Below are 25,064 nucleotides of genomic sequence, written 5' to 3'. Positions count from 1 at the left end.
CTTACCTCCCGCCCTGCTATACATGGATCTCTTTTACCATTGCATTAATGGCGTCAATATAGTAGTTAATATCCTGTCCGACCGTTACACTGTCAAATCCCTGTGAAAGTCTGGTATTAGCAACCTCTGCATTCGCGCAGTATATAATAGTAAACTTGCCGGCTGCCTTCACTGCTTTCACGATTCTCTCCATTGCAGCCTGAAATTCAGGCTTGTCGAACTGTGTCGGAATTCCCATTGCCACAGACAGGTCATATGGCCCGACAAAGATTCCGTCCACCCCGTCAACTTTGGCGATCTCCTCGATATTCTCCAGACATCCCATCGTCTCACACTGCGGAACAAGCAGGGTTTCCCTGTTGCAGACAGCGAAATAATCGTTGATGTCACCCGCCGCATGTTCCAGATATCCATATCCTGCACCTCTTGCAAAGGCTACGCCGCGCTGTCCGAGCGGATAATATTTTGCATATTCAACGAGCTTCTGAATCTCTTCGATTGAATGTACCTGTGGGATAATCAGCCCGCCTGCACCGATATCCAGCATCTTCAATACGGAATTCCGGTTTGAGTCTTTCACTCTTACGAGTGCGGTCGTGTCATGAAGTTCAGCCGCCCTTAACATAGACATGACACTTTCCACATCAAACGGGCCGTGCTCCGTATCGATCAGCATATAATCCAAATCCGTCAGGGCAAGCGCCTCTGCCACATTTGCATTTCCTGCCTCAAAAAAAGTACCGACTGTTTTCTCACCGTTCATAATTTTTTCTCTTAATAAATTTTTCATCTTTCTACGCTCCTATTCCTAATGCTTTTTTGTTTACTATGTTTTCCGGGTTCCTGCCGTTCAAAATATCGACCGCTGTTTGTGCGAGGACTGCCATCATCTGTTCCTCTGCCTCAACCGAGTTATAGGCGGCGTGCGGGGAGCAGATGATTTTTCCCGTCTCGAAGAGAGGGTGCCCCGGCTCACTGACTGGCTCATTTTCCACAACATCCAGCGCTGCTGCGCGGACTTTACCAGACTTTACCGCCTCCATCAGGTCATCCACTGCGATAATCGGACCTCGTGAGGTGTTGACGATCATAACACCGTCTTTCATCTTTGCAATCGTCTCTTTATTAATGAGGTGATAAGTACTGTCAAACAAAGGTGTGTGAATCGTAATGACGTCCGAAACCTCCAGAAGTTCATCCAGATCTGCCTTTTGGGCACCGTAATCGGTTATCACAGATTCGTCGAGGTACGGGTCATAGACCACCATGTGGAATCCAAATCCCTTTGCAAAGTCCGCCGTGCGTCTGGCGATATTGCCGAACCCTACGAAGCCAAGTGTCTGGCATGCCAGACGGTGGGGTTTAAATCCTGCGTTTGCAAGCCATTTCCCTTCTTTCACCAGATCATTAAAAAATACAATCTGCCGCTCCATTGCCAGTATCATCGCAATGGTATGTGTAGCGACCTCGTCCAGACAGTGTGTAGGGCTGTTGCATACCTTAATGCCGCGCTCTGTTGCCGCATCCACATCAATAACATCGTATCCGATGCCATACCTGAGAATTACCTTACAGTTCGTCAGCGCATCCATGATCCTCGGCGTAATCTTCCGGTATATGACCAGAAGTGCATCCGCATCCCTGCACTTTTCAATAATCTCATCCTCTGTCTGGCAGTCTTCCAGAACAAATTCAATTCCATTTTCTTCAAAAATCTTTTGCTGAATGCTGAAGTCCAGACCATCAGCTGAATTCTTATCTACTACAATTGCTTTCATTGCTTAAGCCTCCATTTTTCAAGTTTTTTTGTTTAATTTCCTGCTAACGCATAAACAGTTTTGGCAGGAACAGGGATATTGCCGGCAGGTATGTAATCAAAAGCAGGTCGATAATCATGACCACAATAAACGGGACAATCCCCTTAATCACTTCTGAGAGCTGGGCCCCTCCGACACGGCTGGCGACAAACAGGTTGATGCCGAGCGGCGGTGTGATAAATCCAATCGCAAGGTTTACGACCATAACGATTCCGAAATGAATCGGGTCTACACCGACTGCTGTAACGATCGGCAGGAAAATCGGCGCCAGTATCATGATTGCACACAGCGTTTCCATGAAGCATCCGACAAAAATCAGGACAACATTGATCAGAATCAGGATCACAATCTTATTGGCATTCAGTCCGGTAATCGCATTTGCCACGAGTGTAGGGATCTTCGCGACTGCCAGTACCTTTGTAAATACGGCCGCACAGCCGATAACCAGCATGATCGTGGAAGTTGTTACCACGGCTGACTTGATAACCTTGACCGCTTCCTTCAGTGTCAGCTCCTTATAGACAAATACCCCAACGATGAACCCGTATGCCGCTGCAACTGCTGCCGCTTCTGTAGGTGTAAAAATACCACCGTAGATACCTCCCAGAATAATAACCGGACAGATGAGCGCCCATTTCGCATCCCAGAGTACTTTTCCGGCCCTTTTCCACGAAAACGGCTCCTTGTCCCCCTGATATCCTCTCTTTTTGCAGTAGAAATAAGAGTATGCAATCAGAGTCAGACCGATCAGGATTCCCGGTACGAACCCGGCCATGAACAGTTCCGAAATCGACTGGTTTGTGGATACACTGTAGATAACCATCGGGATACTCGGTGGAATAATAACACCAATACTTCCGGCCGCCGCAATTACTGCCAGCGTGAACTTCTTGTCATAACCTGCCGCGAGCATCGACGGGATTACCATACCGCCCACAGCGGCTACCGTTGCAGGTCCCGAACCGGAGATTGCTGCAAAAAACATACATACTACAACGGTCACAATCGCAAGCCCGCCTGTAAATCTGCCGAAGAAGACCCTTGCACTGTCCATCAGACGTCTGGAGATGCCCCCGCCGCCCATCATTTCGCCCGCAAGTACGAAAAACGGGATCGCCATTGTCGTAAAGGAATCGGAACTGGTCACCAGATTCTGTACAATATATCCTGTCGTCAGGTCGCCGGAATACAGGATGGCCGCAAGAGAAGCAAGACCAAGTGCAATGGCTACGGGTACGTTCAGAATCAGAAGTATAATCATGACACCAAAGAGTACGAGACTAATCATTCATTTCCACCCCCTTCTTATAATTCTGTACACGCAGGATGATTGTCTGTATGCAGCGTATTGAGGATAAAATATATCCTACAGCGGGCGCCAGATAGATGAAATACATCGGGATGGACATCGCCGGGGATACCTGTCCGGACCTGATTACCTTTCCCAGCAGCATCCAGCCCGTCACTACCACGAACACACACCATCCCAGAGAGATGATATCACCGATGATTACAATAACCGGCCTGATTTTCTTGGGAAACAATGACAGCGCCGCCTCTATTTTTACGTGTTTCCTCATTTTGATACCGTAAGAGATGGATATGAAAGTCATCCACACAAAAACATACCTTGCCAGCTCCTCAGACCAGGAGAGCGAGCTTTTAAACAAATAGCGCATGATTACCTGCACGACGATTGCGATTGTTGCCACACTCATAAGTACTGCAGAAATAATATCCTCTGCATGCTCATCTAAAAATTTCCAAAACTTGGACATGTCCTTACTCCTTCCTTTTCCCTTAACTACTCCGTTGTCTCCTCCAGGATTCTCCTGAACAGCTCGGGATGCTCTACTTTTGTTTCCACCAGACTGTAAATATCCGAAACAGCATCCCGAAACTGCTGTTTTTCCTCATCGGTCAGTGATATGAGGGTAACCCCTTTGTCCTGCATCTCCTGCACTGCGTCCTTGTCGTACTCTGCCGTTTTTTCACGCTGCACCGAAACACCATAGGCGCCTGCTTCCTCGATGATTTCTTTTTCCTCGTCAGTCAGCTTGTCGTAGCTGTCTTTACTCATCAGAAGCAGATAAGGGGTATATACATGGTTTGTCTCGATAATGTATTTCTGTACCTCATAGAAACGGTTATCCCTGTCTGTTACAAATGGATTGTCCTGTCCGTCCACCGTCTTCTGCTGAAGCGCGGTAAACAGTTCCGAGAATGCCATCGGCGTCGGGCTGGCTCCGAGGGCCTTCCATGTTTCAATATGTACCTCGCTTTCCATGACTCTGACTTTCAGGCCTTTCAGGTCAGATGGTGAATGGACCTCCTTCGCTGCAGTTGAGAGCTGGCGGAATCCGTTTTCAGGAAATCCCAGTACCTTAAATCCGATATCTTCCATCCCTGCCGCAATCTCCTGCCCGATCTCACCATCCAGAATTTCCTGGGCCTGTGCGGAATCTTTAAACAGAAACGGGGCATCAAACACATTCAGGTCCGGGTAAAACGCAGCAACGGGTGTTGTGGAAACAATACACATATCGATATTTCCATACTGTACGGTCTCTGCAACTTCCCGGTCACCGCCCAGCTGCCCGTCCCCGTACACATCAATCTCCATCTTTCCGTCTGACAGTTCCTTAATCCGCTCCTGCATAGCCTCCGCCATATCAACCTGTGACTGGTTCGTATTGATAGAAAGCTTCAAACGCCTGACACCGTCCTTGTTTCTGCCGCACCCTGCCGTCATAACAATCGAAAACAGGAATACAAATACTAACATGAGATTTACAAATTTTCTTCGCTTCACCTTTTACCTCCCACTTTCTTCTTATACTCATTACTTCAAATCCATTATGGCTTCCTTTATGGCCCTGGCCCGCTCTTCATACTCTGCATCTTCCAGCAGGTGCGGCGGACGGGTGTCCTTAAATGGCACTCCCCAGTCGGGGCCGTCTTTATACTTCGGTACAATATGTACATGAAGGTGATTTACCTTATCCCCGTATGTCGCGTAGTTAATCTTATCCAGATGGAATACATTATCCAGAGCTTCAGCCGTCCTGCTTACTGCATGGATCAGTTCTGCCTGTTCCTCTTTTGTAAGCTGATACCACTCGGTTTTATGTGCTGTCCGGTAGACAACAATACATTTTCCTCTATGCGTCTGGTCACGGTACAGGTACACGGATGCATTCTCTACATCTGTGATATGAATCATGAGACTTCTCAGAGCTTCGCCATTTTCGCAGTAATAACACGCTGTCATCCAAGTCCCTCCTATATGTAACCGTTCAATGACGGCAGAAATTCTGACAAAGCCGGGATATATGTCACAAGGAGCAGCACAAGGATAATCGCCACAAAGTATGGAAGTAATGTCTTAATTACCTGTTCAATCGTTACCTTTCCGATCTTACAGCCCGTAAACAGCACGGTTCCGACCGGAGGTGTTATAGCTCCAATACATAAGTTATAAACAAGCATGATACCAAAGTGGATCGGGCTCATACCGAAACCGACACAGATTGGCATAAAAATCGGTGTAAAAATCAATATTGCAGGTGTCGGGTCCATAAAAGTACCTACCAGCAGGAGCACAATATTAATAATGATTAACGTCAAGATCTTACTGTTTGTCAGTGCCAGCATGGCTGTGGCAATAATGTCCGGAATACTGGTATATGCCATGATCCATGACATGATGGAAGAAACACCAATCAAAAATACGATGATAACGGTTGTCTTCGCTGACTCCAGAATGATTCTCGGAAGGTCCCTGACTGTAATACTTTTATAGATGAAGCTGAGGACCATCGCGTAGACAACAGCTACTCCTGAAGCCTCGGTAGCCGTGAATATCCCGCTCAGTATCCCGCCGATAATGATTAAGATCAGAATCAGGCTTGGAATTGCCTGTACAAAATACTGGAGCTTCATTCTCCCTGATACTTTTTCTGTATTGATATACCCGCGTTTTTTTGCCATATAACCGGCTACAATCATGACTGCAATTCCCCATAAGATGCCGGGTATATAACCTCCCATAAACAGGGCCGCCACAGAAACGGAACCGCCAACCGTGGAAAATACAATCAGTGCATTGCTGGGAGGAATCAGCATTCCAGTCGGAGCAGATGCAATGTTAACTGCCGCCGAATATTCCTTTGCATAGCCTCTCTCACCCTCGATCGGCCCTATTGTTCCGCCCATTGCTGCCGCCGCTGCATTGCCGCTGCCGCTGATTGCCCCAAAGAACATGTTCGCTACTATATTACTCTGTGCCAGAGGACCCGGCAGTTTCCCGCACAGAGCCTCTGCAAGACGGACAATCCGTACGGCAATTCCCCCGTTGTTCATAAAGTTCCCGGCCAGTACAAAAAACGGAATCGCCAGAAGCGGGAACGAATTTAGTCCCGTAAACATTTTCTGTGCACATGTTACCAGCGCAACATCTGCTGGCAGAATAACCATCATTGCCATTGCCGAGGACAATCCGATAGAAATTGCAATTGGCACGCCCATGATCAGAAATAAAATTAAAGCTGCTACCATAACTATTGTCGCCAATACAGCTACATCCATCTCACTCTTCCTCCTTTTCTTTCTCCTTCATGCCCTTCAGACGCTGGACCAAATCCCATTCATTGCAGATAAAATAGATAAGCATACAGATCCCTGCAGCCGGAATAGCAATATAGATCACCCCCATAGAAATTGGCAGTATTGAATCCGCCTGTGTCATTTGCTTTAACGCGCCGAAGTATCCCCCGACCAACAGGACTCCCACTGCAAAAAGGAGTATCAGGAATTCATTTATCATTTCAACGGCCACCTTCGCCTTACCCTTGAACTTATCCAGTATAAAGGTCATTGCCATATGGTCTCTTTTTCCGAACACATAAGCACCGCAGAACATTGCCAGCCAGATAAAACCATATGTAACAACCGCCTCACTCCACGAACTGGGGCTGTTAAAAACATACCGTGTCACAACCTGGTAGACTACAAGAACGGTCATGATCCCGAGAATAAATATAGATACAGCTTCTAAAATCTTATCTGTTACCTTTCGTACTTTACTCATTCTCCTGTCCCTCCGATCTCAGGGAAACAATTGCCTGATAAACGCTCTTTGTCATGTCATTGCTGTTTGCAATTGATTCCTGGAATTCTGTAAAGCTCTCTGCAAAAGCTTCTTTATCTACATCATCGATAAATTCAATTCCAAGGGCCTGCGCCTGCTCAATGCTGTCTTCTACCATCTCTGCCCAGAAATCAAATTCCTTCTCAACGCACTCGTTCATGACGCCTTCTATCAGTTCCCTGTCACCATCTGAAAGGGAATCCAGAAACTGTGTGCCCGCCACAACAAAATCCGTACTGAAGCAATGTTCTGTCCTTGAAAATACAGGTGCCACCTCATAGTACTTCTTGCCCACATAATCAATCTCATTGGATTCCGCACCGTCTACCACACCCTGCTGCATCGCTGAGTATTGTTCGGATGCAGACATCGGTACTCCTGTGCCGCCCATCAGCTGAAGCATTTTTACCATATTGTCAGACTGCATGACACGAATCTTCAATCCCTTCAGGTCCCCGGGTTCACGTACTTCTCTGTCACAGAAAATATTTCTGGAACCAGAGCCAAACGCCCCGACGATCTTAAAATCATATTTCGATGTGGAATCAAACAGATCATCCAGAATCCCACTGGTGTATGCTTCTCTTTGGTGGCCACTGTCTTTGAACAAAAACGGCATGCTCAGGACAGAAAAATCGCTGTTATAACTTTCCACAATCGTAGCATTCGCAACACACATCTGAACTGCATTATTCTGAGTCAGTTCAAGTGCCGCCCTCTGGTCTCCAAGTGTTCCGTTTGAATAAATCTTTACCGTAAATCTTCCGTCCGTTACTTTCTCAATCTCTTCGGAGGCCCATTCAAGAGCCTTATAATGCGGGTAATCTTCTGCGTTATTGTAGGCAATCCTGATCACCCCGTGATCCACTTTTTCCACTTCCTTTTTCTGGCAGCCGCTTAAAAGTAAAACGGAAATCATTGCGGCTGCACAGCCTGCAGCGGTAATTCTCTTTAAATTCATGATATCCTCCCTTTTTCCCTGTCCAGTAAATGCTCCTCTATGTTCCAGAAATCACCGGTGAATACCGATGAATCACTGCAGTATGAATTCCCGTTCTCCATACCTGCGATTACTGACATATCCTCTTCGTCCAGTTCAAAATCGAATATGTTAAAATTATCTGCAATTCTATGTGGCTTCGATGATTTTGGAATGACACAATTCCCCCGCTGAATGTTCCATCTCAATATGACCTGTCCGACATTTTTATTATGCTTTTCGGCAATCCGTTCTAACTGTGGCTCTGACAGGATGCAGCCTTTTGCAAACGGTACACAGGCGGTCATCGTAATGTTCTTCTCCAGACAGTATTGATAGTCTTCCTTTTTCTGCAGCCAGGGAGAAAGTTCAATCTGATTCATAACTGGCACAATACCGAATTTTTCTGTCAGGGCTTCCAGATGTTCTTTCTTAAAATTGGAGACACCGATTTCTTTGAAATATCCTTTTTCCTTATACTTTAGTAAGGCTTCAAAGGCATGATAACGTGCATACTCATTCAGGCCGGGCCAGTGCAGCAGGTACATGTCAATATAGTCGATGTTTAAAGCCTTCATACTGTATTCTACAGCGGTTTCAGGTGTTTTATAGCTGGTCGGCCAAATCTTGCTCACTACAAAAAGCTCACTCCGTTCAATGCCACTCTCACGTATACCCTTGCCGACATATACTTCATTTTCATAAAAGTTTGCCGTATCAATATGCCGGTATCCCACTTCAATGGCACTTCTCACTGCACGGATTCCTTCCTCTGCCTCTGACTTATAACAACCCAGCCCAAGCATTGGGACTTTCGTTTTGTTCCGCATTGTCTTATATTCCATAGCTGACCTCCTTTGTTTTTTATTAGTTTCTCCCTTTCTTCTTTCACAATTATATAAATCTAACAGAAACTGTGTCAAAATAAGTGCTTTTATTCATATTTTTTGCTTTTTTTGTTTGTGTTGGAAAGCATTTACTTCAATTTATTGTTCATATTGCACTTTAATTTTTATTTTTTTCTTTCACAGTGTACATTTTCAACAAATATAGGTTCTTTTGTGGGGGATACTGCCGACTTGTAATAGAATTATATGTATAAAAATAAGGCCCCCTGCAATGGGAACCTGACCGGTATCCTCACTGTAAAGTGCCTTATCTTCCAATTATTATATTTTACCATAAATACTAAACTCGTTAAATACCTCGCCAAGTGCGAGCATTATACCTCGAAACATGTCTTTACTTTCTCAGCCGTGACATTGTCCCGTACATTCGCTGTATATCGTTGCGCATCTCATCCTCCGCCAGCAGCGGCAGGTGGTTTTTCAGCATATTAAATATGGACTTGTGGTGTTCCGAGCCACTCCCCATATCATGCTCCTGAAAACACTCCTCATAGGCCAGCTGGTTGAGCTGATTACGATAGCACGCCAACGGGCATTCTATAGACTTGTACATGCTGACCAGATAAGGATTACGGGATGCCTTGATAATAATCTCATGAAATTGTTTATCGGTTCTCGTGTACTCTCTCTGGTTCAGTGTCCTGTCAATTTCCTCGAATTTACTAATGAGTTCTTTTAGCTGCTGCAGTTCCGCAGGTTTGATCCGCTTGGCTGCCTGATATGCCGCTTTGGGCTCCAGAGTCATCCTTGCTTCATAAATCCACAGGCATTCCTCGTAAGAAATCGGCTTTACATGGACAGTTTTACCTACACCCCGGACGAAAATACCGTCATCAACCATATCGGAAAGCGCAACCTTGACAGGGGACCGGGAAACATTCAGTTCTTTTGCAATCTTGGACTCAATGATCTTGTGCTCCGGCAGGAGATGTCCCTCAATTACCTCCTGATACAGTTCCTGGTAAATCAGGCGGCTGAGAATCGCGAAGGGATTGTTCTCCATCTCCTGCTGCACATTCTTTTTAAAATCATCACTTAATACATATTCTGTCATTGCTTATCCTTCTTTTACCAGCTTAAATGGTGAAGATGCCCTTCCAGGTTCATCCCCGCAAACTGATTCTGTCTCAGCGCTTCATAAAGAATGATTGCCACAGAATTTCCCAGATTTAATGAGCGGATATCTCCGACCATCGGGATCCGGATGCATGTGTCCTTATGCTCCACCAGAATCTCTTCCGGGATCCCGGCGCTCTCTTTGCCAAACATGATAAAGCAGTCAGGCTCATACTGGACTTCTGTATAAACTTTGGAAGCCTTTGTCGTTGCCATGTAGATCTTTGCTCCCGGATTTTGTTCCATGAAGTCATTATAATCAATATAAGTCCTCACATCCAGATCGGACCAGTAGTCCATCCCTGCACGCTTTAAAGCCTTTTCATTCAACTTGAACCCGAGCGGTTCGATCAGATGGAGACGCGTATTCGACGCCACACAGGTCCTGCCTATGTTGCCTGTGTTTGCCGGAATTTCCGGCTCATGCAGTACGATATTGAGCATGGTCACTTACCTCTCATTCCTAAGACGCTGTATAAAGCTGCCCAGACGCCCCAGTGCTTCTTTTAAATCATCCAGTGAATACGCATAGGAAATACGCAGAAATCCTTCTCCACACTCACCAAATGCTGTCCCCGGCACGACAGCCACTTTTTCTTCGTTCAGAAGACGGGTTGCAAACTCTTCCGATGTCATGCTGAATTCCTGAATGCTCGGGAATACATAGAATGCGCCAAACGGCTCAAAGCATTCCAGCCCCATGCGTGCAAATTCATGCATCAGGAAACGCCTCCTCTGATTGTAGGATTTCCGCATTTCTTCTACTTCTTCTTCACAGTTTCTCAGGCCTTCGATCGCCGCATACTGGCTGTTCGTCGGCGCGCACATGATCGCAAACTGATGGAGCTTGATCATCTGTTCAATGATTGCCTCCGGTCCGCAGCAGTAGCCAAGACGCCACCCCGTCATAGCAAAACCTTTAGAAAATCCGTTGATTACGATGGTTCTCTCACGCATCCCCGGAAGGCTTGCTATGGAAACATGCTGTGTGCTGTAAGTCAGTTCCGAATAAATTTCATCGGAAATCACGTACAGGTCATGTTCCTTTACAAATTCTGCTACCGGCTCCAAGTCTTCCTTTGTCATGATGGAACCTGTCGGGTTGTTCGGAAATGGCATGATCAGAACCTTTGTCTTCGGAGTTGTATATTTTTCCAGATCTTCTACCGTCAGCTTGAACTCGTTCTCATACTGGAGCGGAATCACTACCGGCACGCCGTCTGCCATGACTGTACACGGCAGGTACGATACATAGCTTGGCTGCGGGATCAGGACCTCATCCCCCGGATCGAGCATGCAGCGCAGGCCCACGTCAATGGCCTCACTTCCGCCGACTGTGACAAGTGTCTCATTCTTTGGATCATATTTGATATGTATTTTTCTTTCTAAATATTTACAGATTTCATTTCTTAATTCCTGCAGTCCGGCATTGGACGTATAGAAGGTGCGGCCTCTTTCCAGTGAGAAAATACCTTCCTCGCGTATGCGCCACGGAGTATCAAAATCCGGTTCTCCCACACCAAGGGAAATCGCGTCTTCCATCTCGTTTGCCACGTCAAAAAACTTCCGGATACCGGACGGCTCGATTTCTATTATTTTCTTTGATAATGGATTTCTCATCAGGGCGTCACCAGCATCCTTTCTGATTCTTTCTTCGGTACAAGAATCGTTCCGTGGTCTTTATATTTTTTCAGGATAAAATATGTCGCAGTGCTGATCACAGATTCGATCGGGGATAATTTTTCAGATACAAACCGGGAAACTTCCTTCAGAGTCTTTCCCTCCAGTGTTACGAGCAGGTCATATCCCCCTGAAATCAGGTAAACTGCGTGTACTTCCGGATAATTGTAGATTCTCTCTGCAATCCGGTCAAACCCCTGGTTGCGCTGCGGCGTCACACGCACTTCGATCAGCGCAGTCACCGTCTCTACTCCCGCTTTATCCCAGTCAATCAATGTATGATATCCGCAGATGATCTTTTCTTTCTCCATGTCTGCGATCTCGTTTGCTACCTTAACCTCATCCACTCCAAGCAGAACCGCAAGTTCGCCAAGGTTTACCCTGCTGTTTGTTTCCAGATATCTTAGAATTTCGTTCCTCAAGTTATCCATAACTATTACCTCCTAAAAAATGTCTGTTTTTATTTTATCTCAATGACAATTCCGCTCCCGCCAGAGCATCAGTTCATCGGGTGCGGGTCTGTCCAGATACCTTTGTTCTTCACCGCTTGTGATCACCCGGGCATTACCGTCCGTGGCAACCCCAAGCCTGACGGCTCGTGCCCCGGCCCCTTCCAGGGCTTTTACGACCGCATCACCGTTCTTTGCCGTGATCAGAAAACTTCCTGTGGAAGTCATCTGGTACGGATTCAGATTATAAAATTCACAGATCTCGACAGTCTCCTGCCGGATTGATATTTTCGAAAGTTCTGTCTCCATCCCGATACCAGAAGCTTCCGCCAGCTCCCAAAGCGCCGCCAGGATTCCCCCGCTGCCGATCTGGTGAATGGCAGCCGCACCGGCCTTTCCTGCCGCGGCAATGGCTTTGGCGGCAAAGAGTTCTTTCTTCTGTTCCTTCAACTGTCTGATGAAGGAAGGGACAAAACGCCTGCTTAACTCTTCTTCCTGCTCCGCAAGTATTCTTAAAGTGCCCTCCAGGGCAATGTGGCCGCACAGCAGGATATCCTGCCCCGCTGCCGCATCTTCTGTACGCAGAATGCTGTCCCCGGCGGCTTCTCCTGTGGCTGTTGCGATTGTCAGGATCTGGTTTACACAAGGATTGGTCTCCGCCTTCAGGCATGTCAGCTGGATACCGGCCTGCATGCAGACAGCATCCATAGAGCCCGCCAGAGCCTTTAACTGCGCCTCAGTCGCAGAGAGTGGCAAAATCAGCTGTACCGACACCCCGATTGCTTCCGCACCCCGGGATGCCACGTCATTTACCGCCTTCAATATGGCAAAATCCGCAGATTCCGGCACATTCCCAGACGTATCCGCCGTTGCCGTCACGACAATACCGCCGTCTGCCATGCGCAGCGCCGTGCACGGCTCTTCCATAGAAGGAGTGAAGAGTGCTTCTTCCCGCCTGCTGTTCAATTGTCTTCGCACAGACCGTTTCCATGCGGTCTGAGAGATATTTCCTGCCTTCATGACTCCTCCTTTCTGCCGGCTCCTGCTTTAAACGCCGTCTGCTGTTCCTGTTCCGTCTGTCGTTCCGTTTGTACCGGCTGCCCCGTCTGCTATTCCGTTTGTGTCTGCCGCCCCGTCCGATTCTCCCGTCTGGGAAGCATTTCCGGTACCGGTCAGCTGCTGGATCATATTCATAATCTGGCTTTCGTCCTGTGACAGGATTGCCTGATTCATCTTTTCTGTATCTGCCTCGTTTGCAGAAGCCGTTCCGACCGCGACTGTTTCCTTTGAAGGCACATACTGGCTGTTATTAATTACATCACGGCTGACTTCTTCGCCATCTACATACACCACTTTCCACAGCTGCGCGGACACAGCCGCCTGAGCCTGGCTTAACGTGTAATAATTGCCAATACTGTCGTCTGTAGCTATAAACCGTTTCCCGTCCGGCAGGTCCGTTCCCGTCGTCTCACTGACAAACTCCAGCGTCCTTCCGGAATCTCTTGTATCTTTACCGTATATATTAAACGTAATATTACCGTCTGCGAGTACACCTTCGATATAAACCGGTGTCTCCAGATTATTTTTAAACCTCAGATCCAGTACGTCATCCGCAATCGCCGCGTCCTGCGACGGCTGCACATAGGATACAAGCATGGTATGCGGGGACCGCTGCGTTACTTCCAGTTCCGAATACAGCACTGCATTATACAGGGTCGTGGATACCTGGCAGATTCCGCCGCCCATTGACTGGACAACTTTATCATCCTCATAAGATGCCGCTTCAGTAAATCCGTTCTCCTCTGTATAAGGTTCCATTGCCTCATTCGCGGAAAACTCTTCCCCCGGCTTTATAATGGCACCGTTGATATGGTCTGCCCCGCTCTCTATGTTCTGTGATCTGCCTGAACCATCACTTCCATAATACGTCGTGTAACTTCCGAGAAGGTCCGTCATATCTTTCAGGTCTTTTTTCGTAACCTCCGGATCCGTATAGGTCAGGGCCGCCTTAATCGTCCCACCTTTGCCATTCCAGTCTGAGCCCAGAAACTTGTTGATACTTTTAACTGTCTTCTTTGTATCCACAACTTCCCCCGGCTTCTCTTCTATCACCTTAACATCGTTGCCATCCAGAGTTACTCTTGCATTTTCCGGAAGATTCAGCTGATCAGAAAAGGCCGCATTCAAAACTTTTCCGGCTGCTTTTTCCGATACTTGATAGGACACCTCGAAAACTTTCTCATTCTTATTCTTCTGGGCGCGCTTCAGGATCCTGTAGCAGGAAAGTGCGTTCCCCTTTTTGCCGTAATCAACAGCTTCCTGAATCACGGCGTCCAGACCCTTCACCGTAAAGCCCAGCTCGCCTAAAGTAGTCTCACCTTTTCTGCCGTCTTCCAGAGACAGCTCCATCTTTTCATCTGCATAAGCAGACAGCTCCTCTTTCACCTTCTCCTTAGCTTTCTTAGCGTTCAGGCCGGATACATCGGTATTCCCGACAGAAACACCCTGAATAATGATACGCTCGTCAAACTTCCTGATATACCTGTGAAGAAAAAACTGTACACAGAGGATCACTACAAGTGCACAGAAAGCCACCTGAATCAAACGGAAAATCGCTTTTGCCTCCGATCTTCGTAATCTTCTCCTGCGTCTTCTTCTTTTGTTCCCCATACAAATCCCTCAAATTTCCTTAGAAACAATCCCGCTTGTCTGCTAAACAACCAGATACGGAATTACCATTGTCGCGACCATTGCCAGAATGATAACGATAACAACAATTGATATGATCTTTCTCACCTTTTTATTATATATGTTCATAAAATCCACCTCTTTTATCCGTCGGGCTGTCTGCCGGCGCTATACTTACCGTTAGTTAGGTTACATTTTATACTCTTTGCAATATTTTTGCAAGAAGCATTCCCTGCACTTCGGACTCCTTGCCGTGCAAATGGACCGGCCAAACGTAATGATCTGGATATTATAAAGAATCCAGTGATCCTTTGGCAGTTCCTTCATCAGGTCCTGCTCCACCTTATCCGGATCATCATTCTTCGTGAGACCGAGCCGTTTGGATATCCGCTTCACATGCGTATCCACCACCACACTCGGCTCATGGAAAATATTTCCCCGGATCACATTCGCAGTCTTCCTTCCCACACCTGCAAGAGAAGTCAGATCATCAATGTCAGACGGTACCTCCCCGCCGAACCGCTCAACCAAAGCCTTTGTACAGGCGATAATATTCTTCGCCTTATTATGATAGAACCCCGTCGGTTTAATATCCTGCTCCAGTTCCTTCAAATCCGCATTCGCGAACTTTTCAACAGAATCATATTTGCGGAACAAATCCTTCGTCACAATATTCACCCTCGCATCCGTGCACTGCGCACTCAGCATCGTAGCAATCAGCAGCTGCCACGGCGTGCTGTGGTTCAGATAACAAACATATTCACGGCCATACTGGTCGTCAAGAATAGAAAGAATCTCCAAAGTCCTCTTCTTCATAACCCCTCCTTGGGGACGTAATATTTCTCACTTTTACTACGTCCCAAATTGATCTTAGTGGTGTACCTAAACGTAAAAAATCTTTGCCTGATTTGTTAGTATATCCCTGTTTTTATAGTCGAACAATAATAGTTTTCCACCTATTTTTTCAAGATGTGTCATCTTCCGCAGCTGACGTTTATCATACTGTTCATATCCCTTTAGATACCTGTGTTCGCTTGCCTCTCCGTCATAAAATTCTGATGCTTCTTCTTTTGTAACCGTATCATTACCCGCAAAACCGGGCCTGTTTTTCACATTATCCCTTAGATACAAATCCACAGTCAGTGCATTTCTGTAAATTTCCTCCCTGTCGGGATCATATTTAAGAATGAACTGATGCATAATCTCATAGCGTGTAATCCGGGAATGATTGATCATATGAAGGTTATTCTCCTCATAAAATTGGCTCAGTTTTTCATATATGGAAAAAGCATCTTCGAATTTTTTCTCCAATTCCTGAAGAGTATTCGAAAACTGCCCGCTGTTATAGTAAACCTCCACCATTTCTTCAATCCCCTTAAGGCGGATAACATCAACATAGGGCAGCCATTTTGTTGATAATACTTCAAACGGCGGACGATCCTGATATTGGAGCTCATATTTTTCAACATTCTGATACATAAAGGATCCCTTTAGGACCTTCAAAAACCCCAATTGCAGTTGTTCCGGCTTCAAAGAATACACATCATTAAAGGATTTTCGAAAACTGTTGTAATCCTCATAAGGAAGTCCTGCTATCAGATCTAAATGCTGATGTGTATTCCCTGCTATATGAATTCGATTTACAACCCGCTTTACCTCATCAAACTTCATAACACGGTGGATCTCACGTATCGTATCCTGATTGGTCGACTGAACCCCAATTTCAAGCTGGATCAGCCCGGGCCGCATCGTCTCAATAAGCCTTAGTTCCTCCTCGTTCAGCAGGTCAGCCGCCACTTCAAAGTGAAAATTTGTTTTCCCTTTATCGTGCCGTGCAATATAGGACCAAACGGCCATCGCATGCTCGTGCCTGCAGTTGAATGTTCTGTCAACAAACTTCACCTGCGGAACCTCTGCATCAATGAATACCTGAAGCTCCTTTTTTACAAGCCCCAAATCCCTGAAACGAAGGCATTTATCAATCGAAGACAAACAATAACTGCAGGAAAACGGGCATCCCCTGCTGGATTCATAATATATAATCTTATTTTTAAACTTTCCCATATCATTATAAACAAACGGAACCTTACTCAAATCCATCACCTGACGACTCTGGTTTTCAACAATCTCCGACAGATTTTCATTATTTTTACACACCCGGAACACAATTCCTTTAATATCATATAAATTCTTAATTTTTCCATTATAATAGTCAAGAAGTTCATGAAAAGTCTCCTCACCTTCTCCACACATAATTCCATCCACCTGCGGATATGACTTCATAACCTGTCCCGCATTAAAAGAAACCTCCGGGCCCCCCAGCCAGATATGCACATGAGGCATTACCTTTTTCACCTCAACAAGCAGCTGACTTACAAAAGTAATATTCCACAAATAACAGGAAAAACACAGAATATCCGGAGACTTCTTAAAAATATCGGCCAGAATATCATCCACATCCTGATTAATCGTATATTCGGCGATCTCTACATCCTGCGTATAACAGGAAGCGTAACTCTTCAAACTATAAACCGCCAGATTAGAATGTATATACTTTGCATTAATTGCTGTCAATAAAACTCTCATAATAAAAATAATCTCCATTTTGGTACAGGGCATTTTCCAATTAGGTACACCACTAAACTCAATTGGGGACGTAGTATAACTGAGGTTTACTACGTCCCCAATCAGGTGGTTTGATTTCTTATTTTACTATAATTTTGCTGTTCAGTAAATAAAAACTCCTCTATCCGTTGACATTTTGGCAAAAACAATGTAAAATTAAGACTCGTGCAGCCGGGGTGTTAGCGGTACCTTGTACCTGCAATCCGCTATAGCAGGGGTGATATTACGCAGAGGGTGCTGATTTGCAGAGCTGCCCTCGGAAAGTGGCGTTGAAGACTTGGGTCTCACGCGACGGAAATCTGTGAACCGTGTCAGGTCGGGAACGAAGCAGCACTAAGCAGAACCTTCCGGGTGCCGTGAGGGTGCCTGGGTTGAGTTAACTACCGAGGTAACGTCTGTGGAGACGCATTCGAAGCGTAATGCACGTAAAATAATTCTGACATTAATTGATATAAGGAGCTTTTGATTGTACGAGGGTTTTATACCTCCGGTAATCAAAGGCTCCTTTTTATAGGTTATGATTTTTGACGTTCCTTTTGCTTCTTTTGTTTTTCTCTGAGTTCTTTGAAAAACTGCTTCATCATTGCACTACATTCCTCTCCGAGTACTCCTGTTGTGAGCTCTGCCTGATGATTGAATTCTTTCATTTCTAGCAGGTTCAATATAGAACCTGCGCAGCCGGCCTTGGGATTCATGCACCCGACTACTACCCGTTTGATTCTGGCCTGTATAATGGCCCCGGAGCACATCTGGCACGGTTCCAGTGTAACATACATGGTACAGTCCTCGAGACGCCAGTCATTCATTTTCTTACTGGCTTTTTTGATTGCGATCAGCTCCGCGTGGGCGAGTGTGTTCTTATCTGTTGTACGCCGGTTGTACCCTCTTCCGATTATTTTATCCTGATAGACAATGACACAGCCAATCGGGACTTCCTCCAGTGCATAGGCTTTCCTTGCCTGTTTCATAGCTTCTTTCATATATTTTTCATCTAAAGTCATCATTTTTCCCAGCTTTCTTCCTAATCACCAAAGGCCTTTATATTCCCTTTGTCTGCAGTAATCTCATATTCAATCTTTGTTCCCTTTCCCCCGACGAGTTTTATACGGTTTTTCCCCTTCATGGCCTTGAAGGTGTCCGTGGATTCATGTTCCATATCCACATCCGCTGTAAATTCTGCCAGAGTTGTAAGTGAATCATCCGGGGAAATCAATACCAATTTGGCCTTACCGGCTGAAACTGTGATCTGGTATGTGAGATTCACATTCGTATCTTCTGAAGCCGTAAATTCCCAGACAGTGCCCATCCCCTCCATTTTTTCTGCTGATCCTGTAAGATGATTATCACTCATGGATTGTTTGGATTTAACAAGATTATATGTATTAAAGTTTTCCACAATCATTTTTTCATTATCATATACTCTTGCCCCATTGTTCAGGCTGCAGCCGGCCACTAATAAAACAGATAAAATTATCACAAGTAACATATTTATTTTTTTCCTCATTCTCTTTTCCTCCCGGACCTTTTTCAGTTATCTGTAATGATTTTATCATAAACACTAAACTCGTGAAATACCTCGATAAGTGTAAATAGTATACCACAATTGCCCATACCTGACCATTTTTCTAATGATGCTTTTAAGAATTTCTTACCAATACTGTTCTTTTTTTCCATACCCCTGAATAAATTAGATTGAAAGAAAGACAAGACCAGAGGTGTATCATGAATCCCGGTATCTGTTATTTATATGAATACAAAAATGATCAAAAACTTAGGAATGTAGGCTTCATGAAGGTCACACCGCACTATCACGCCTGCATTCTGCAAATCAATGTGCGGGGGGTCCCTGTTAAAAATCAGGACTTTGTTTCCCTGCTTACATTCTATGAAAAAGACTCCGGCATCATTGCCAAACCAGTTGAAAAACTGCCATGCGGCGATAAAAGTATTTATGCCAGACTGTCCGTGGATGAATCTGTATTTCCCGAAGGCAGGACCTTAGCTGATATGGGCGGTTTTTTACTCCAGACGGAGGCAGGGCAATATTACGCCGCATTTACTGATAACCTGCCATTTAACACAGCCAGCATCCGGCCGTGGGAAGCTGCACCGGAACCGGTTATGGAAGCAGAATCTTTGGGAGGGTGCCCGTGCATACTTCCAAACGACGAAGCAGCTGAGGAAACCTCTGTAGTAAACCTTGAAATGTCTTTGGATACAGAGATGGCTGTTGAAAAAGCAGCACCGCATGCCTCGAACTATGAATCTGCTATACAGGATGATTCTACGATACAGCGCAATTATGATACGGATCGGGAAAATACCCCTGAAAACAGGAATAATCACGGAAATGGTAATTATCCAAATTTCGGAAATTACTTGAATAATGACAGCAATTCAAATCTGGAGAGATTCCCCAGTAATGAAATTGATTTAAACGATTTAAACAGAGAAAACCTACTACTCAATGAAAATGATTCTGTTCAGGAAAACTTACCAGTCATTGAAAATGATTCCGGGCAGGAGCATCTCCCCGCAGCTGAAAATAATTCCAGACAGGAGAATCTCCCTGGTAATGGCAATATTCCTGATTTGGAGAATACGCCGGTAAATATTCCATATCCTGCACGTGATTCTGCCCCGCAGCCTGAGTCATTTCCCGTGCCGGAATACATGCCGGAAAATGCCCCCTCTCCTGAACCGGTATCAGTTCCTGAACCAGAACCGCAGTCCCGCGAAACAGTACACAAGATTCAGCGTTCCGATCTTTCCATGCTCCCGCGCCGGTGCTGGAATCTGGCTAACAACAGCTTTTTGATGCATGGCTATCACAATTACCACCACCTGCTCCTTGTAGAAGAAGACGGACACTTCTGGCTCGGCGTTCCGGGAATCTACGCCCCCCGTGAAGCAAGAGCCGCAGAACTTTTCGGTTTCCCACAGTTCACGCAGACTTATACCAGTCAGCTGGACCTCAGCAGTGATGAATGTGAGGACAGCGAAAAGTTTGGATACTGGTGCCGTTTCATCCGCTGATGTTACTGTGCCCCCCTTCGGGCGTTCACAGTAACGGCATCTGCTTATTTAAAGTCGTCTTCTATTGAGTTTTTCAGGTACAGGAGGTATAATTACCATATTATGATAACGGCAGGAGGAAATACAATGAAGATTTATGATTCAGTAAAAAAGGAAGAAGTTGAAATCTCCGGTACAGAAGATCTGATCCGTCTGATGGAAGAAGGCGGGCGGCAGGTAGACTTGTATTTAAAAGAGAAGAAGTCTGATGAGGACGGGTATCTTTCATGGGATGTCGAGCACTGGTCCAGTATCGACAAAAAGAGATTTATCCGCTGCTATTCACTGGAAGGCAGAACGTTAAGCGAATCAACCGGGCATAATATATATGATCTGAAAAATGATTTCAAACCAGAAGAAGCGGAAAAGATTGAACTCAGTTAGTTTACATTATCAAAAAACATTCGAATTAAGAGGGATACCGCGGTATCTCTTGCAGAGCAGGGTATATTATTTCAATATCCCCTGCTCTTTTATTCAATATTCCAAAAAATGCATCTTCCACACCGCCAGTGAGATCGCCACCACTGAAATCCCTGTGGCTGTAAGAAGCGTCTGCACTTTCACCACATCCGCCAACGGCCCGAATACCGCCATCCCCAGCGGAAGCGCACAGGACGTTGCAATCTGCATAAAGCTGAAGATCCTCCCATGCATTTCCTGCGGCACCTTTTCCTGTATGGTTACCGTAATCGGTGCGTTATAGCAGGGTGATGTTATCCCGATCAGGGCATTGCACACCAGATAAAACGGAAAAACCGGCGCACTGCCCAGTGCTATCATAAGCATCCCATAAAATGCACCTGCCGACATCGTCGTGTTCATTTTTTTTCGGAATCCGCCCCAGGAAGCGATCAAAAGGCCTCCCGCGATCATGCCCAGGCTATAAGTCATTTCACTTGCAGTAAGCCTCCACACGTCTGCGCCAAATGTCCGTTTCACCATGAGCGGCGTCAGAAAAGCGGACGGGCTGATCAAAAAAAGAATGATAAGCTGATAGGAAAGCAGTCGTTTAATAAAATGATTCTCCTTCAGATATAAAAAACCACTTCTGATCTCTTCCATGCCTGAATTCAACCGGCTTCTCTCCTTATAGACAGGTTTTATATAAACTGTAGCCGTAATTCCGACCCCGATGAAAGCTGTCAAAAAATCAATCAGTAAGGTTGTCTCAAATGGTGCCACAGACAGGATCACACCGCTGACAGCAGGCGAAAGAAACATCATCAGAGACGACAGGGTACTGTTGATGCCGTTAATCCTCATGAGTTCCTCCTGTGGGACAATCTGCGGTATAACCGAGTTCACCGCCGGAGTCTGTATCCCCGTACCCGCGGAACGAATGACCAGCACCAAAAACAGAAGCCAGATATTCTTATGGCCCGCTAAGAAAGTAACAGCCAGCATCAGTGTTGACACAGCAATCACCGAGTCAGATAACATAATCATTTTTTTACGGTCGTATCTGTCTATCCATACACCTGCAAATAAAGAAATGACAATCTGCGGCAGAAAACCGCACAGCGTCGAGATCGTCAGCATTTTTCCGGATGACGTCGACAGCGTGATATACCAGACAATCGCATACTGCACGATTGACGAACCAAACAGCGAGATCGTCTGAGCCGTCAGAAAACGGCTGATTGAGCTTTTCCAATTTAATTTATTCATAATTTGTTCCTTTTCATCTATTCATCTCTACAATTCTTCAAATCTCTCACACTTTCCAATATAAAAGCAAAAAGGCCGCGGACAAGTCATTGCCCACAGCCTCACTCAGACACAGTCTCCATCCGGGAAATAGGTACACTAAAAACACGCACTGCCCCGTGCGCTTTCAAATACCTTATTTCCCGGTGAATGAAAAAACTTCTGCGCTTTTAATTTAAGCTCTGTACAATGCTCACCGGTACAATTTGCACAGAGCTGATTCGCCTCTTTAATTCATCAATTACAATTCTTTTCATCATGTCCAGCCTTTGCCCATACTGATATAATCTTGTATGTAACAAAATCAGTATAAAGCCGATTCATGGTTTTGGCAAGACCCAAATAAAACAGCCACATCTTTCTAAACTCACCTTATAGTACCCCCGCATTCAGAATTTTCAATATCATATCCGCGGTTCCTACGTTATAGCCGCTTGCCGCATATACGCAGTTTGCCTCTTTATCTGTCACCAGAATCAACGGAATGCTTTCCGGGTCTACATAAAACCTTCTTCCAAGGACGGATACCCTTTCTTCTACACAGTCACAGAAGACCTGTACATGGTCCAGCAGCTGCATTGTTTTGTGAAGGGTTGGCTGTTTTAGTGCTTCGCCGTTATTCACTAGGAAAACGACTCCGGCCTCCCCGCGGTTGAATTCTTCCGCTCTTTCACACAATTCGTTCAGAATGTGTTCTGTCGGCTCCTGTCCTTCTGACAGCCACACTGTCAGGTTCGCACTGCCTTTCAGAATATCTGTTATGCCTGTTTTTACACCGTTTAAATCTTCTACCTCAAAAGGGGGCATCGCTACACACTCCAGCATCTGGCTGAGTTCTGCCTCTTCCAGTTTTAGTTCTGTAACGACAGTCTTTCCGGGCTCTACCGTGACTTCTTCCACACGCCCGAGTATATTGCCGTTTGGCAGTCTGTTGGCCGTGACCACTTCATACACCCCGGCTGGCACACTCACTTCCGGGTTCTGGTCAATTCTTAAATCGCTTAAATCCAGCAGTTTTCTTTCGCCCGGATGTTTTCTCGTAACCGCCCAGTTCTGAAAATAAACGAAATTCTGGGATGCCTCACCGCAGACTTTCAGTTTTCCGACTGTCTCCAGCGCAATCACCGGTAAAAAGCGGCCGTCTTTATAGTATTCCATTGCATGGTCTACAGGATTCAGCCTGGCAGGTATGCCGAGTGTCCGACAAATTACCACGAAGAGTATCTCCTTTGACTGCCTGCTGCCAATTCCATACTTCAGACACGGCACGGGCAGAGTCAGCAGTGCATCGTACTCCTCCCCAGGCTGCTCTTTGACATGTTCTTCAATAAAACTCCAGACTGAATCCGGACTGCTGAGAAACAGTTCCTTCTGGTTTTCTGTCAGAAGTCCTTCTATCCTTTGTCTGTAATCCGTCAGCAGTTCCGTCGAAATACGGGGGGCCAGAACGTAGTTCACAAAAATATCCGATGGATATCTGTCCGCATACTGCATGGCATGGTTTAAATGAGCCTCCAGTACGCTTGCTTTCAAATCCAGATGGTCTTTTTCAGACAAGGTATCTAATAACTGGCTTCTGTATTCGGAATACGTCGTACCGCGGAGAAATGCTTCCACTTCTCCCTCATTGCCTGTTCCCTTCTTATTCAGCCTGTGTGCCGTTCTAGAAGCCAGCTTCTCTTTTTGTTGCTTTCTCTGTTCCTCGGTCACAAACCCGCTGTGAATGACCGCATCCTGAGGCGCAAAACATTCGAACACAACACTTTCTGTCCCACCGGATTTTTTCTCTAGTTTGAGCTCGATCCCCGCACATTCCCTCACATCAACAATCTCAGAGCTCTCCATATCTCCTTTGGCGGCGCTGATGCGGCAGCTTCCGAGTCCAAGCTCAATCTCCACAGTACCCGCTTCTTTCGTTTCCATAACCGCTACCGGAAAAAATTCCGAATAGTTCAGGACTTCCACCCTGACCTCTGCACCCTGAACCGGCTTTCCTTCCGCATCCAGAACCGTTATTTTTATCCGTTTTGTATTCGCATAAGTAGCAATTTCATTCAATTCCGTAGTCATTCCCTGCGTACATACCAGATTCTTTGTGTCTATGGCATCTCCCGCCAGTTCAAGACTTCCATACCATCTGGAATGGATCAGCATCGCTCTGGAGGATGCATGGAGAAACCAGCCTTTGTCCAGCACTTCCTCAGGTTCACATGCTCCAAGGAAATGCCATGCCCCGTCACACCATGCCTCCACCCATGCATGATTGTCGTCACAGTGGGACCACCGGGGTGCATAGACCTGCCTTGCAGGTATTCCCATGCTTCGCAGTACACTGACTGTAAACGTGGACTCCTCTCCGCATCTTCCATGTGCGCTTCTGTACACGGTCATCGGTGACGCTGTTCTGTCGTCCGATGCCCGGTATGTCGCTTCCCCTGCACACCAGTAGTTCAGGGCCAGAACTGCCTCTTCCATTGTATCAGGGCTGCCTGCCTCTTCTTTTGCTTTCCCGTAAAAAAAGCTGCGGCACGGGCTGATATCCTCTGTATTGATTCTGTGGTATACCACATACTGGCAGAATATTTCTTCCTTTACCCGTCCTTTAAACGGCCCGTTCTCCCACAGGAAAGCGCCGTGTTCTGCGTAATCCAGAAAGGTCTCAAAGGGATACCCCGCCGCATCAGAAACAGGCATATTCCCATATAAATACCGAAGCAAAACCTGCGTATCAGGCGCACATGCCCCGATTTTTACATCTATATCACGAAACAATGCAGGAATCCTGCTGATTCTGTCTATATATATTTCTTCTATTTTTGCTGTAAATTTTTCAGAAAACATTTGACCTCCTCTCCCGGGCAGACCTGA

The 25,064-nt window shown here is 45.9% G+C and carries 24 protein-coding genes and 1 other RNA gene; 3 read left to right on the top strand and 22 right to left on the bottom strand.

Annotated features, from left to right (window positions below):
* Positions 1-16: 16 nt before the first annotated feature.
* The 18 genes from ABIN22_RS12855 to ABIN22_RS12770 all read right to left on the bottom strand — a co-directional run bounded on the left by ABIN22_RS12855 (position 17) and on the right by ABIN22_RS12770 (position 17,372).
* Positions 17-790 carry an HpcH/HpaI aldolase family protein gene (locus tag ABIN22_RS12855; RefSeq protein ID WP_109732481.1) on the bottom strand — a complete coding sequence of 258 codons (774 nt, stop codon included), beginning with the start codon at positions 788-790 and terminating at the stop codon, positions 17-19.
* A gap of 4 nt (positions 791-794) precedes the next feature.
* A complete protein-coding gene (locus ABIN22_RS12850; protein ID WP_346909114.1) occupies positions 795-1,778 on the bottom strand; it encodes a C-terminal binding protein in 984 nt (327 codons plus the stop codon).
* Positions 1,779-1,821: 43 nt separating this feature from the next.
* Positions 1,822-3,105, bottom strand: a complete 1,284-nt coding sequence (locus ABIN22_RS12845) for a TRAP transporter large permease (RefSeq protein ID WP_109732483.1) — start codon at positions 3,103-3,105, stop codon at positions 1,822-1,824.
* Complete coding sequence (locus ABIN22_RS12840; RefSeq protein WP_118621592.1) at positions 3,098-3,595, bottom strand: TRAP transporter small permease; 498 nt, start codon at positions 3,593-3,595, stop codon at positions 3,098-3,100. Before ABIN22_RS12840 ends, ABIN22_RS12845 begins: the two co-directional genes overlap by 8 nt.
* Positions 3,596-3,621: 26 nt before the next feature.
* Positions 3,622-4,629: a TRAP transporter substrate-binding protein gene (locus tag ABIN22_RS12835; protein WP_118621593.1), complete on the bottom strand. Its 1,008-nt coding sequence runs from the start codon at positions 4,627-4,629 to the stop codon at positions 3,622-3,624.
* 30 nt (positions 4,630-4,659) lie between these two features.
* Positions 4,660-5,088 carry an HIT family protein gene (locus ABIN22_RS12830; RefSeq protein ID WP_346909111.1) on the bottom strand — a complete coding sequence of 143 codons (429 nt, stop codon included), beginning with the start codon at positions 5,086-5,088 and terminating at the stop codon, positions 4,660-4,662.
* Between the two features lie 11 nt (positions 5,089-5,099).
* The gene (locus ABIN22_RS12825; protein ID WP_109732487.1) at positions 5,100-6,404 is read right to left on the bottom strand and encodes a TRAP transporter large permease; all 1,305 of its coding nucleotides are present in this window, start codon (positions 6,402-6,404) and stop codon (positions 5,100-5,102) included.
* A 1-nt stretch (position 6,405) separates the two neighbouring features.
* The gene (locus tag ABIN22_RS12820; protein WP_109732488.1) at positions 6,406-6,906 is read right to left on the bottom strand and encodes a TRAP transporter small permease; all 501 of its coding nucleotides are present in this window, start codon (positions 6,904-6,906) and stop codon (positions 6,406-6,408) included.
* Positions 6,899-7,927, bottom strand: coding sequence for a TRAP transporter substrate-binding protein DctP (gene dctP / locus ABIN22_RS12815; protein WP_346909108.1), 1,029 nt, complete (start codon positions 7,925-7,927; stop codon positions 6,899-6,901). Before dctP ends, ABIN22_RS12820 begins: the two co-directional genes overlap by 8 nt.
* Entirely contained in the window at positions 7,924-8,790 is an 867-nt protein-coding gene (locus ABIN22_RS12810) for an aldo/keto reductase (RefSeq protein ID WP_109732490.1), read from the bottom strand. Before ABIN22_RS12810 ends, dctP begins: the two co-directional genes overlap by 4 nt.
* 397 nt (positions 8,791-9,187) lie before the next feature.
* Positions 9,188-9,907 (bottom strand): GntR family transcriptional regulator, encoded by a 720-nt coding sequence (locus ABIN22_RS12805; protein WP_109732491.1) that lies wholly within the window; start codon positions 9,905-9,907, stop codon positions 9,188-9,190.
* 14 nt (positions 9,908-9,921) lie between these two features.
* Complete coding sequence (locus ABIN22_RS12800) at positions 9,922-10,413, bottom strand: tRNA (cytidine(34)-2'-O)-methyltransferase (RefSeq protein WP_109732492.1); 492 nt, start codon at positions 10,411-10,413, stop codon at positions 9,922-9,924.
* Between the two features lie 6 nt (positions 10,414-10,419).
* Entirely contained in the window at positions 10,420-11,589 is a 1,170-nt protein-coding gene (locus ABIN22_RS12795) for an aminotransferase class I/II-fold pyridoxal phosphate-dependent enzyme (protein WP_118621594.1), read from the bottom strand.
* Positions 11,589-12,080, bottom strand: a complete 492-nt coding sequence (locus ABIN22_RS12790; protein WP_109732494.1) for an Lrp/AsnC family transcriptional regulator — start codon at positions 12,078-12,080, stop codon at positions 11,589-11,591. The genes ABIN22_RS12795 and ABIN22_RS12790 overlap by 1 nt, the downstream gene beginning before the upstream one ends.
* A gap of 39 nt (positions 12,081-12,119) precedes the next feature.
* Entirely contained in the window at positions 12,120-13,118 is a 999-nt protein-coding gene (locus ABIN22_RS12785; RefSeq protein WP_346909104.1) for an AIR synthase-related protein, read from the bottom strand.
* A 27-nt stretch (positions 13,119-13,145) separates the two neighbouring features.
* Positions 13,146-14,768, bottom strand: coding sequence for a VanW family protein (locus tag ABIN22_RS12780; RefSeq protein ID WP_346909102.1), 1,623 nt, complete (start codon positions 14,766-14,768; stop codon positions 13,146-13,148).
* A 207-nt stretch (positions 14,769-14,975) separates the two neighbouring features.
* Positions 14,976-15,602: an endonuclease III gene (nth, locus tag ABIN22_RS12775; RefSeq protein WP_109732497.1), complete on the bottom strand. Its 627-nt coding sequence runs from the start codon at positions 15,600-15,602 to the stop codon at positions 14,976-14,978.
* 66 nt (positions 15,603-15,668) lie between these two features.
* Positions 15,669-17,372 carry a B12-binding domain-containing radical SAM protein gene (locus ABIN22_RS12770; protein ID WP_346909100.1) on the bottom strand — a complete coding sequence of 568 codons (1,704 nt, stop codon included), beginning with the start codon at positions 17,370-17,372 and terminating at the stop codon, positions 15,669-15,671.
* Between the two features lie 202 nt (positions 17,373-17,574).
* Here ABIN22_RS12770 and ffs point away from each other — a divergent pair.
* Positions 17,575-17,838: signal recognition particle sRNA large type (gene ffs / locus ABIN22_RS12765), an RNA gene on the top strand.
* Positions 17,839-17,926: 88 nt separating this feature from the next.
* On the opposite strand, the gene tadA is transcribed toward ffs, so the two are convergent.
* The gene (gene tadA, locus ABIN22_RS12760) at positions 17,927-18,412 is read right to left on the bottom strand and encodes a tRNA adenosine(34) deaminase TadA (RefSeq protein ID WP_118621648.1); all 486 of its coding nucleotides are present in this window, start codon (positions 18,410-18,412) and stop codon (positions 17,927-17,929) included.
* A 20-nt stretch (positions 18,413-18,432) separates the two neighbouring features.
* A complete protein-coding gene (locus ABIN22_RS12755) occupies positions 18,433-18,897 on the bottom strand; it encodes a hypothetical protein (RefSeq protein WP_346909098.1) in 465 nt (154 codons plus the stop codon).
* Positions 18,898-19,133: 236 nt separating this feature from the next.
* Between ABIN22_RS12755 and ABIN22_RS12750 the strand changes: the two genes are divergently transcribed.
* Together ABIN22_RS12750 and ABIN22_RS12745 are read left to right on the top strand one after the other, a co-directional pair.
* Positions 19,134-20,447: a DUF6128 domain-containing protein gene (locus ABIN22_RS12750; protein WP_346909096.1), complete on the top strand. Its 1,314-nt coding sequence runs from the start codon at positions 19,134-19,136 to the stop codon at positions 20,445-20,447.
* A 126-nt stretch (positions 20,448-20,573) separates the two neighbouring features.
* Positions 20,574-20,870, top strand: a complete 297-nt coding sequence (locus tag ABIN22_RS12745; protein WP_109732592.1) for a hypothetical protein — start codon at positions 20,574-20,576, stop codon at positions 20,868-20,870.
* Between the two features lie 93 nt (positions 20,871-20,963).
* On the opposite strand, the gene ABIN22_RS12740 is transcribed toward ABIN22_RS12745, so the two are convergent.
* On the bottom strand, positions 20,964-22,157 hold the full coding sequence (locus ABIN22_RS12740; RefSeq protein ID WP_346909094.1) for an MFS transporter: 1,194 nt from the start codon (positions 22,155-22,157) through the stop codon (positions 20,964-20,966).
* 411 nt (positions 22,158-22,568) lie between these two features.
* Positions 22,569-25,037, bottom strand: a complete 2,469-nt coding sequence (locus ABIN22_RS12735; RefSeq protein WP_346909092.1) for a transglutaminase-like domain-containing protein — start codon at positions 25,035-25,037, stop codon at positions 22,569-22,571.
* Positions 25,038-25,064 lie beyond the last annotated feature (27 nt).

The sequence above is a fragment of the Faecalicatena orotica genome (genome assembly GCF_905197545.1).
Taxonomy (GTDB): Bacteria; Bacillota; Clostridia; order Lachnospirales; family Lachnospiraceae; genus Faecalicatena_A; species Faecalicatena_A orotica.
This window is presented reverse-complemented; position numbering and strand designations above follow the sequence as displayed.

Excerpts from the sequence above, each read along its gene's own strand:
- ABIN22_RS12745 (WP_109732592.1), top strand. The coding sequence starts at position 20,574 with ATGAAGATTTATGATTCAGTAAAAAAGGAAGAAGTTGAAATCTCCGGT.
- ABIN22_RS12790 (WP_109732494.1), bottom strand. The coding sequence starts at position 12,080 with ATGGATAACTTGAGGAACGAAATTCTAAGATATCTGGAAACAAACAGC.
- ABIN22_RS12735 (WP_346909092.1), bottom strand. The coding sequence starts at position 25,037 with ATGTTTTCTGAAAAATTTACAGCAAAAATAGAAGAAATATATATAGAC.
- dctP (WP_346909108.1), bottom strand. The coding sequence starts at position 7,927 with ATGAATTTAAAGAGAATTACCGCTGCAGGCTGTGCAGCCGCAATGATT.
- ABIN22_RS12785 (WP_346909104.1), bottom strand. The coding sequence starts at position 13,118 with ATGAAGGCAGGAAATATCTCTCAGACCGCATGGAAACGGTCTGTGCGA.
- ABIN22_RS12780 (WP_346909102.1), bottom strand. The coding sequence starts at position 14,768 with ATGGGGAACAAAAGAAGAAGACGCAGGAGAAGATTACGAAGATCGGAG.
- ABIN22_RS12850 (WP_346909114.1), bottom strand. The coding sequence starts at position 1,778 with ATGAAAGCAATTGTAGTAGATAAGAATTCAGCTGATGGTCTGGACTTC.
- ABIN22_RS12805 (WP_109732491.1), bottom strand. The coding sequence starts at position 9,907 with ATGACAGAATATGTATTAAGTGATGATTTTAAAAAGAATGTGCAGCAG.
- ABIN22_RS12810 (WP_109732490.1), bottom strand. The coding sequence starts at position 8,790 with ATGGAATATAAGACAATGCGGAACAAAACGAAAGTCCCAATGCTTGGG.
- ABIN22_RS12770 (WP_346909100.1), bottom strand. The coding sequence starts at position 17,372 with ATGAGAGTTTTATTGACAGCAATTAATGCAAAGTATATACATTCTAAT.
- tadA (WP_118621648.1), bottom strand. The coding sequence starts at position 18,412 with ATGACTTTAGATGAAAAATATATGAAAGAAGCTATGAAACAGGCAAGG.
- ABIN22_RS12750 (WP_346909096.1), top strand. The coding sequence starts at position 19,134 with ATGAATCCCGGTATCTGTTATTTATATGAATACAAAAATGATCAAAAA.
- nth (WP_109732497.1), bottom strand. The coding sequence starts at position 15,602 with ATGAAGAAGAGGACTTTGGAGATTCTTTCTATTCTTGACGACCAGTAT.
- ABIN22_RS12800 (WP_109732492.1), bottom strand. The coding sequence starts at position 10,413 with ATGCTCAATATCGTACTGCATGAGCCGGAAATTCCGGCAAACACAGGC.
- ABIN22_RS12795 (WP_118621594.1), bottom strand. The coding sequence starts at position 11,589 with ATGAGAAATCCATTATCAAAGAAAATAATAGAAATCGAGCCGTCCGGT.
- ABIN22_RS12840 (WP_118621592.1), bottom strand. The coding sequence starts at position 3,595 with ATGTCCAAGTTTTGGAAATTTTTAGATGAGCATGCAGAGGATATTATT.
- ABIN22_RS12740 (WP_346909094.1), bottom strand. The coding sequence starts at position 22,157 with ATGAATAAATTAAATTGGAAAAGCTCAATCAGCCGTTTTCTGACGGCT.
- ABIN22_RS12830 (WP_346909111.1), bottom strand. The coding sequence starts at position 5,088 with ATGACAGCGTGTTATTACTGCGAAAATGGCGAAGCTCTGAGAAGTCTC.
- ABIN22_RS12825 (WP_109732487.1), bottom strand. The coding sequence starts at position 6,404 with ATGGATGTAGCTGTATTGGCGACAATAGTTATGGTAGCAGCTTTAATT.
- ABIN22_RS12845 (WP_109732483.1), bottom strand. The coding sequence starts at position 3,105 with ATGATTAGTCTCGTACTCTTTGGTGTCATGATTATACTTCTGATTCTG.
- ABIN22_RS12755 (WP_346909098.1), bottom strand. The coding sequence starts at position 18,897 with ATGTTACTTGTGATAATTTTATCTGTTTTATTAGTGGCCGGCTGCAGC.
- ABIN22_RS12820 (WP_109732488.1), bottom strand. The coding sequence starts at position 6,906 with ATGAGTAAAGTACGAAAGGTAACAGATAAGATTTTAGAAGCTGTATCT.
- ABIN22_RS12855 (WP_109732481.1), bottom strand. The coding sequence starts at position 790 with ATGAAAAATTTATTAAGAGAAAAAATTATGAACGGTGAGAAAACAGTC.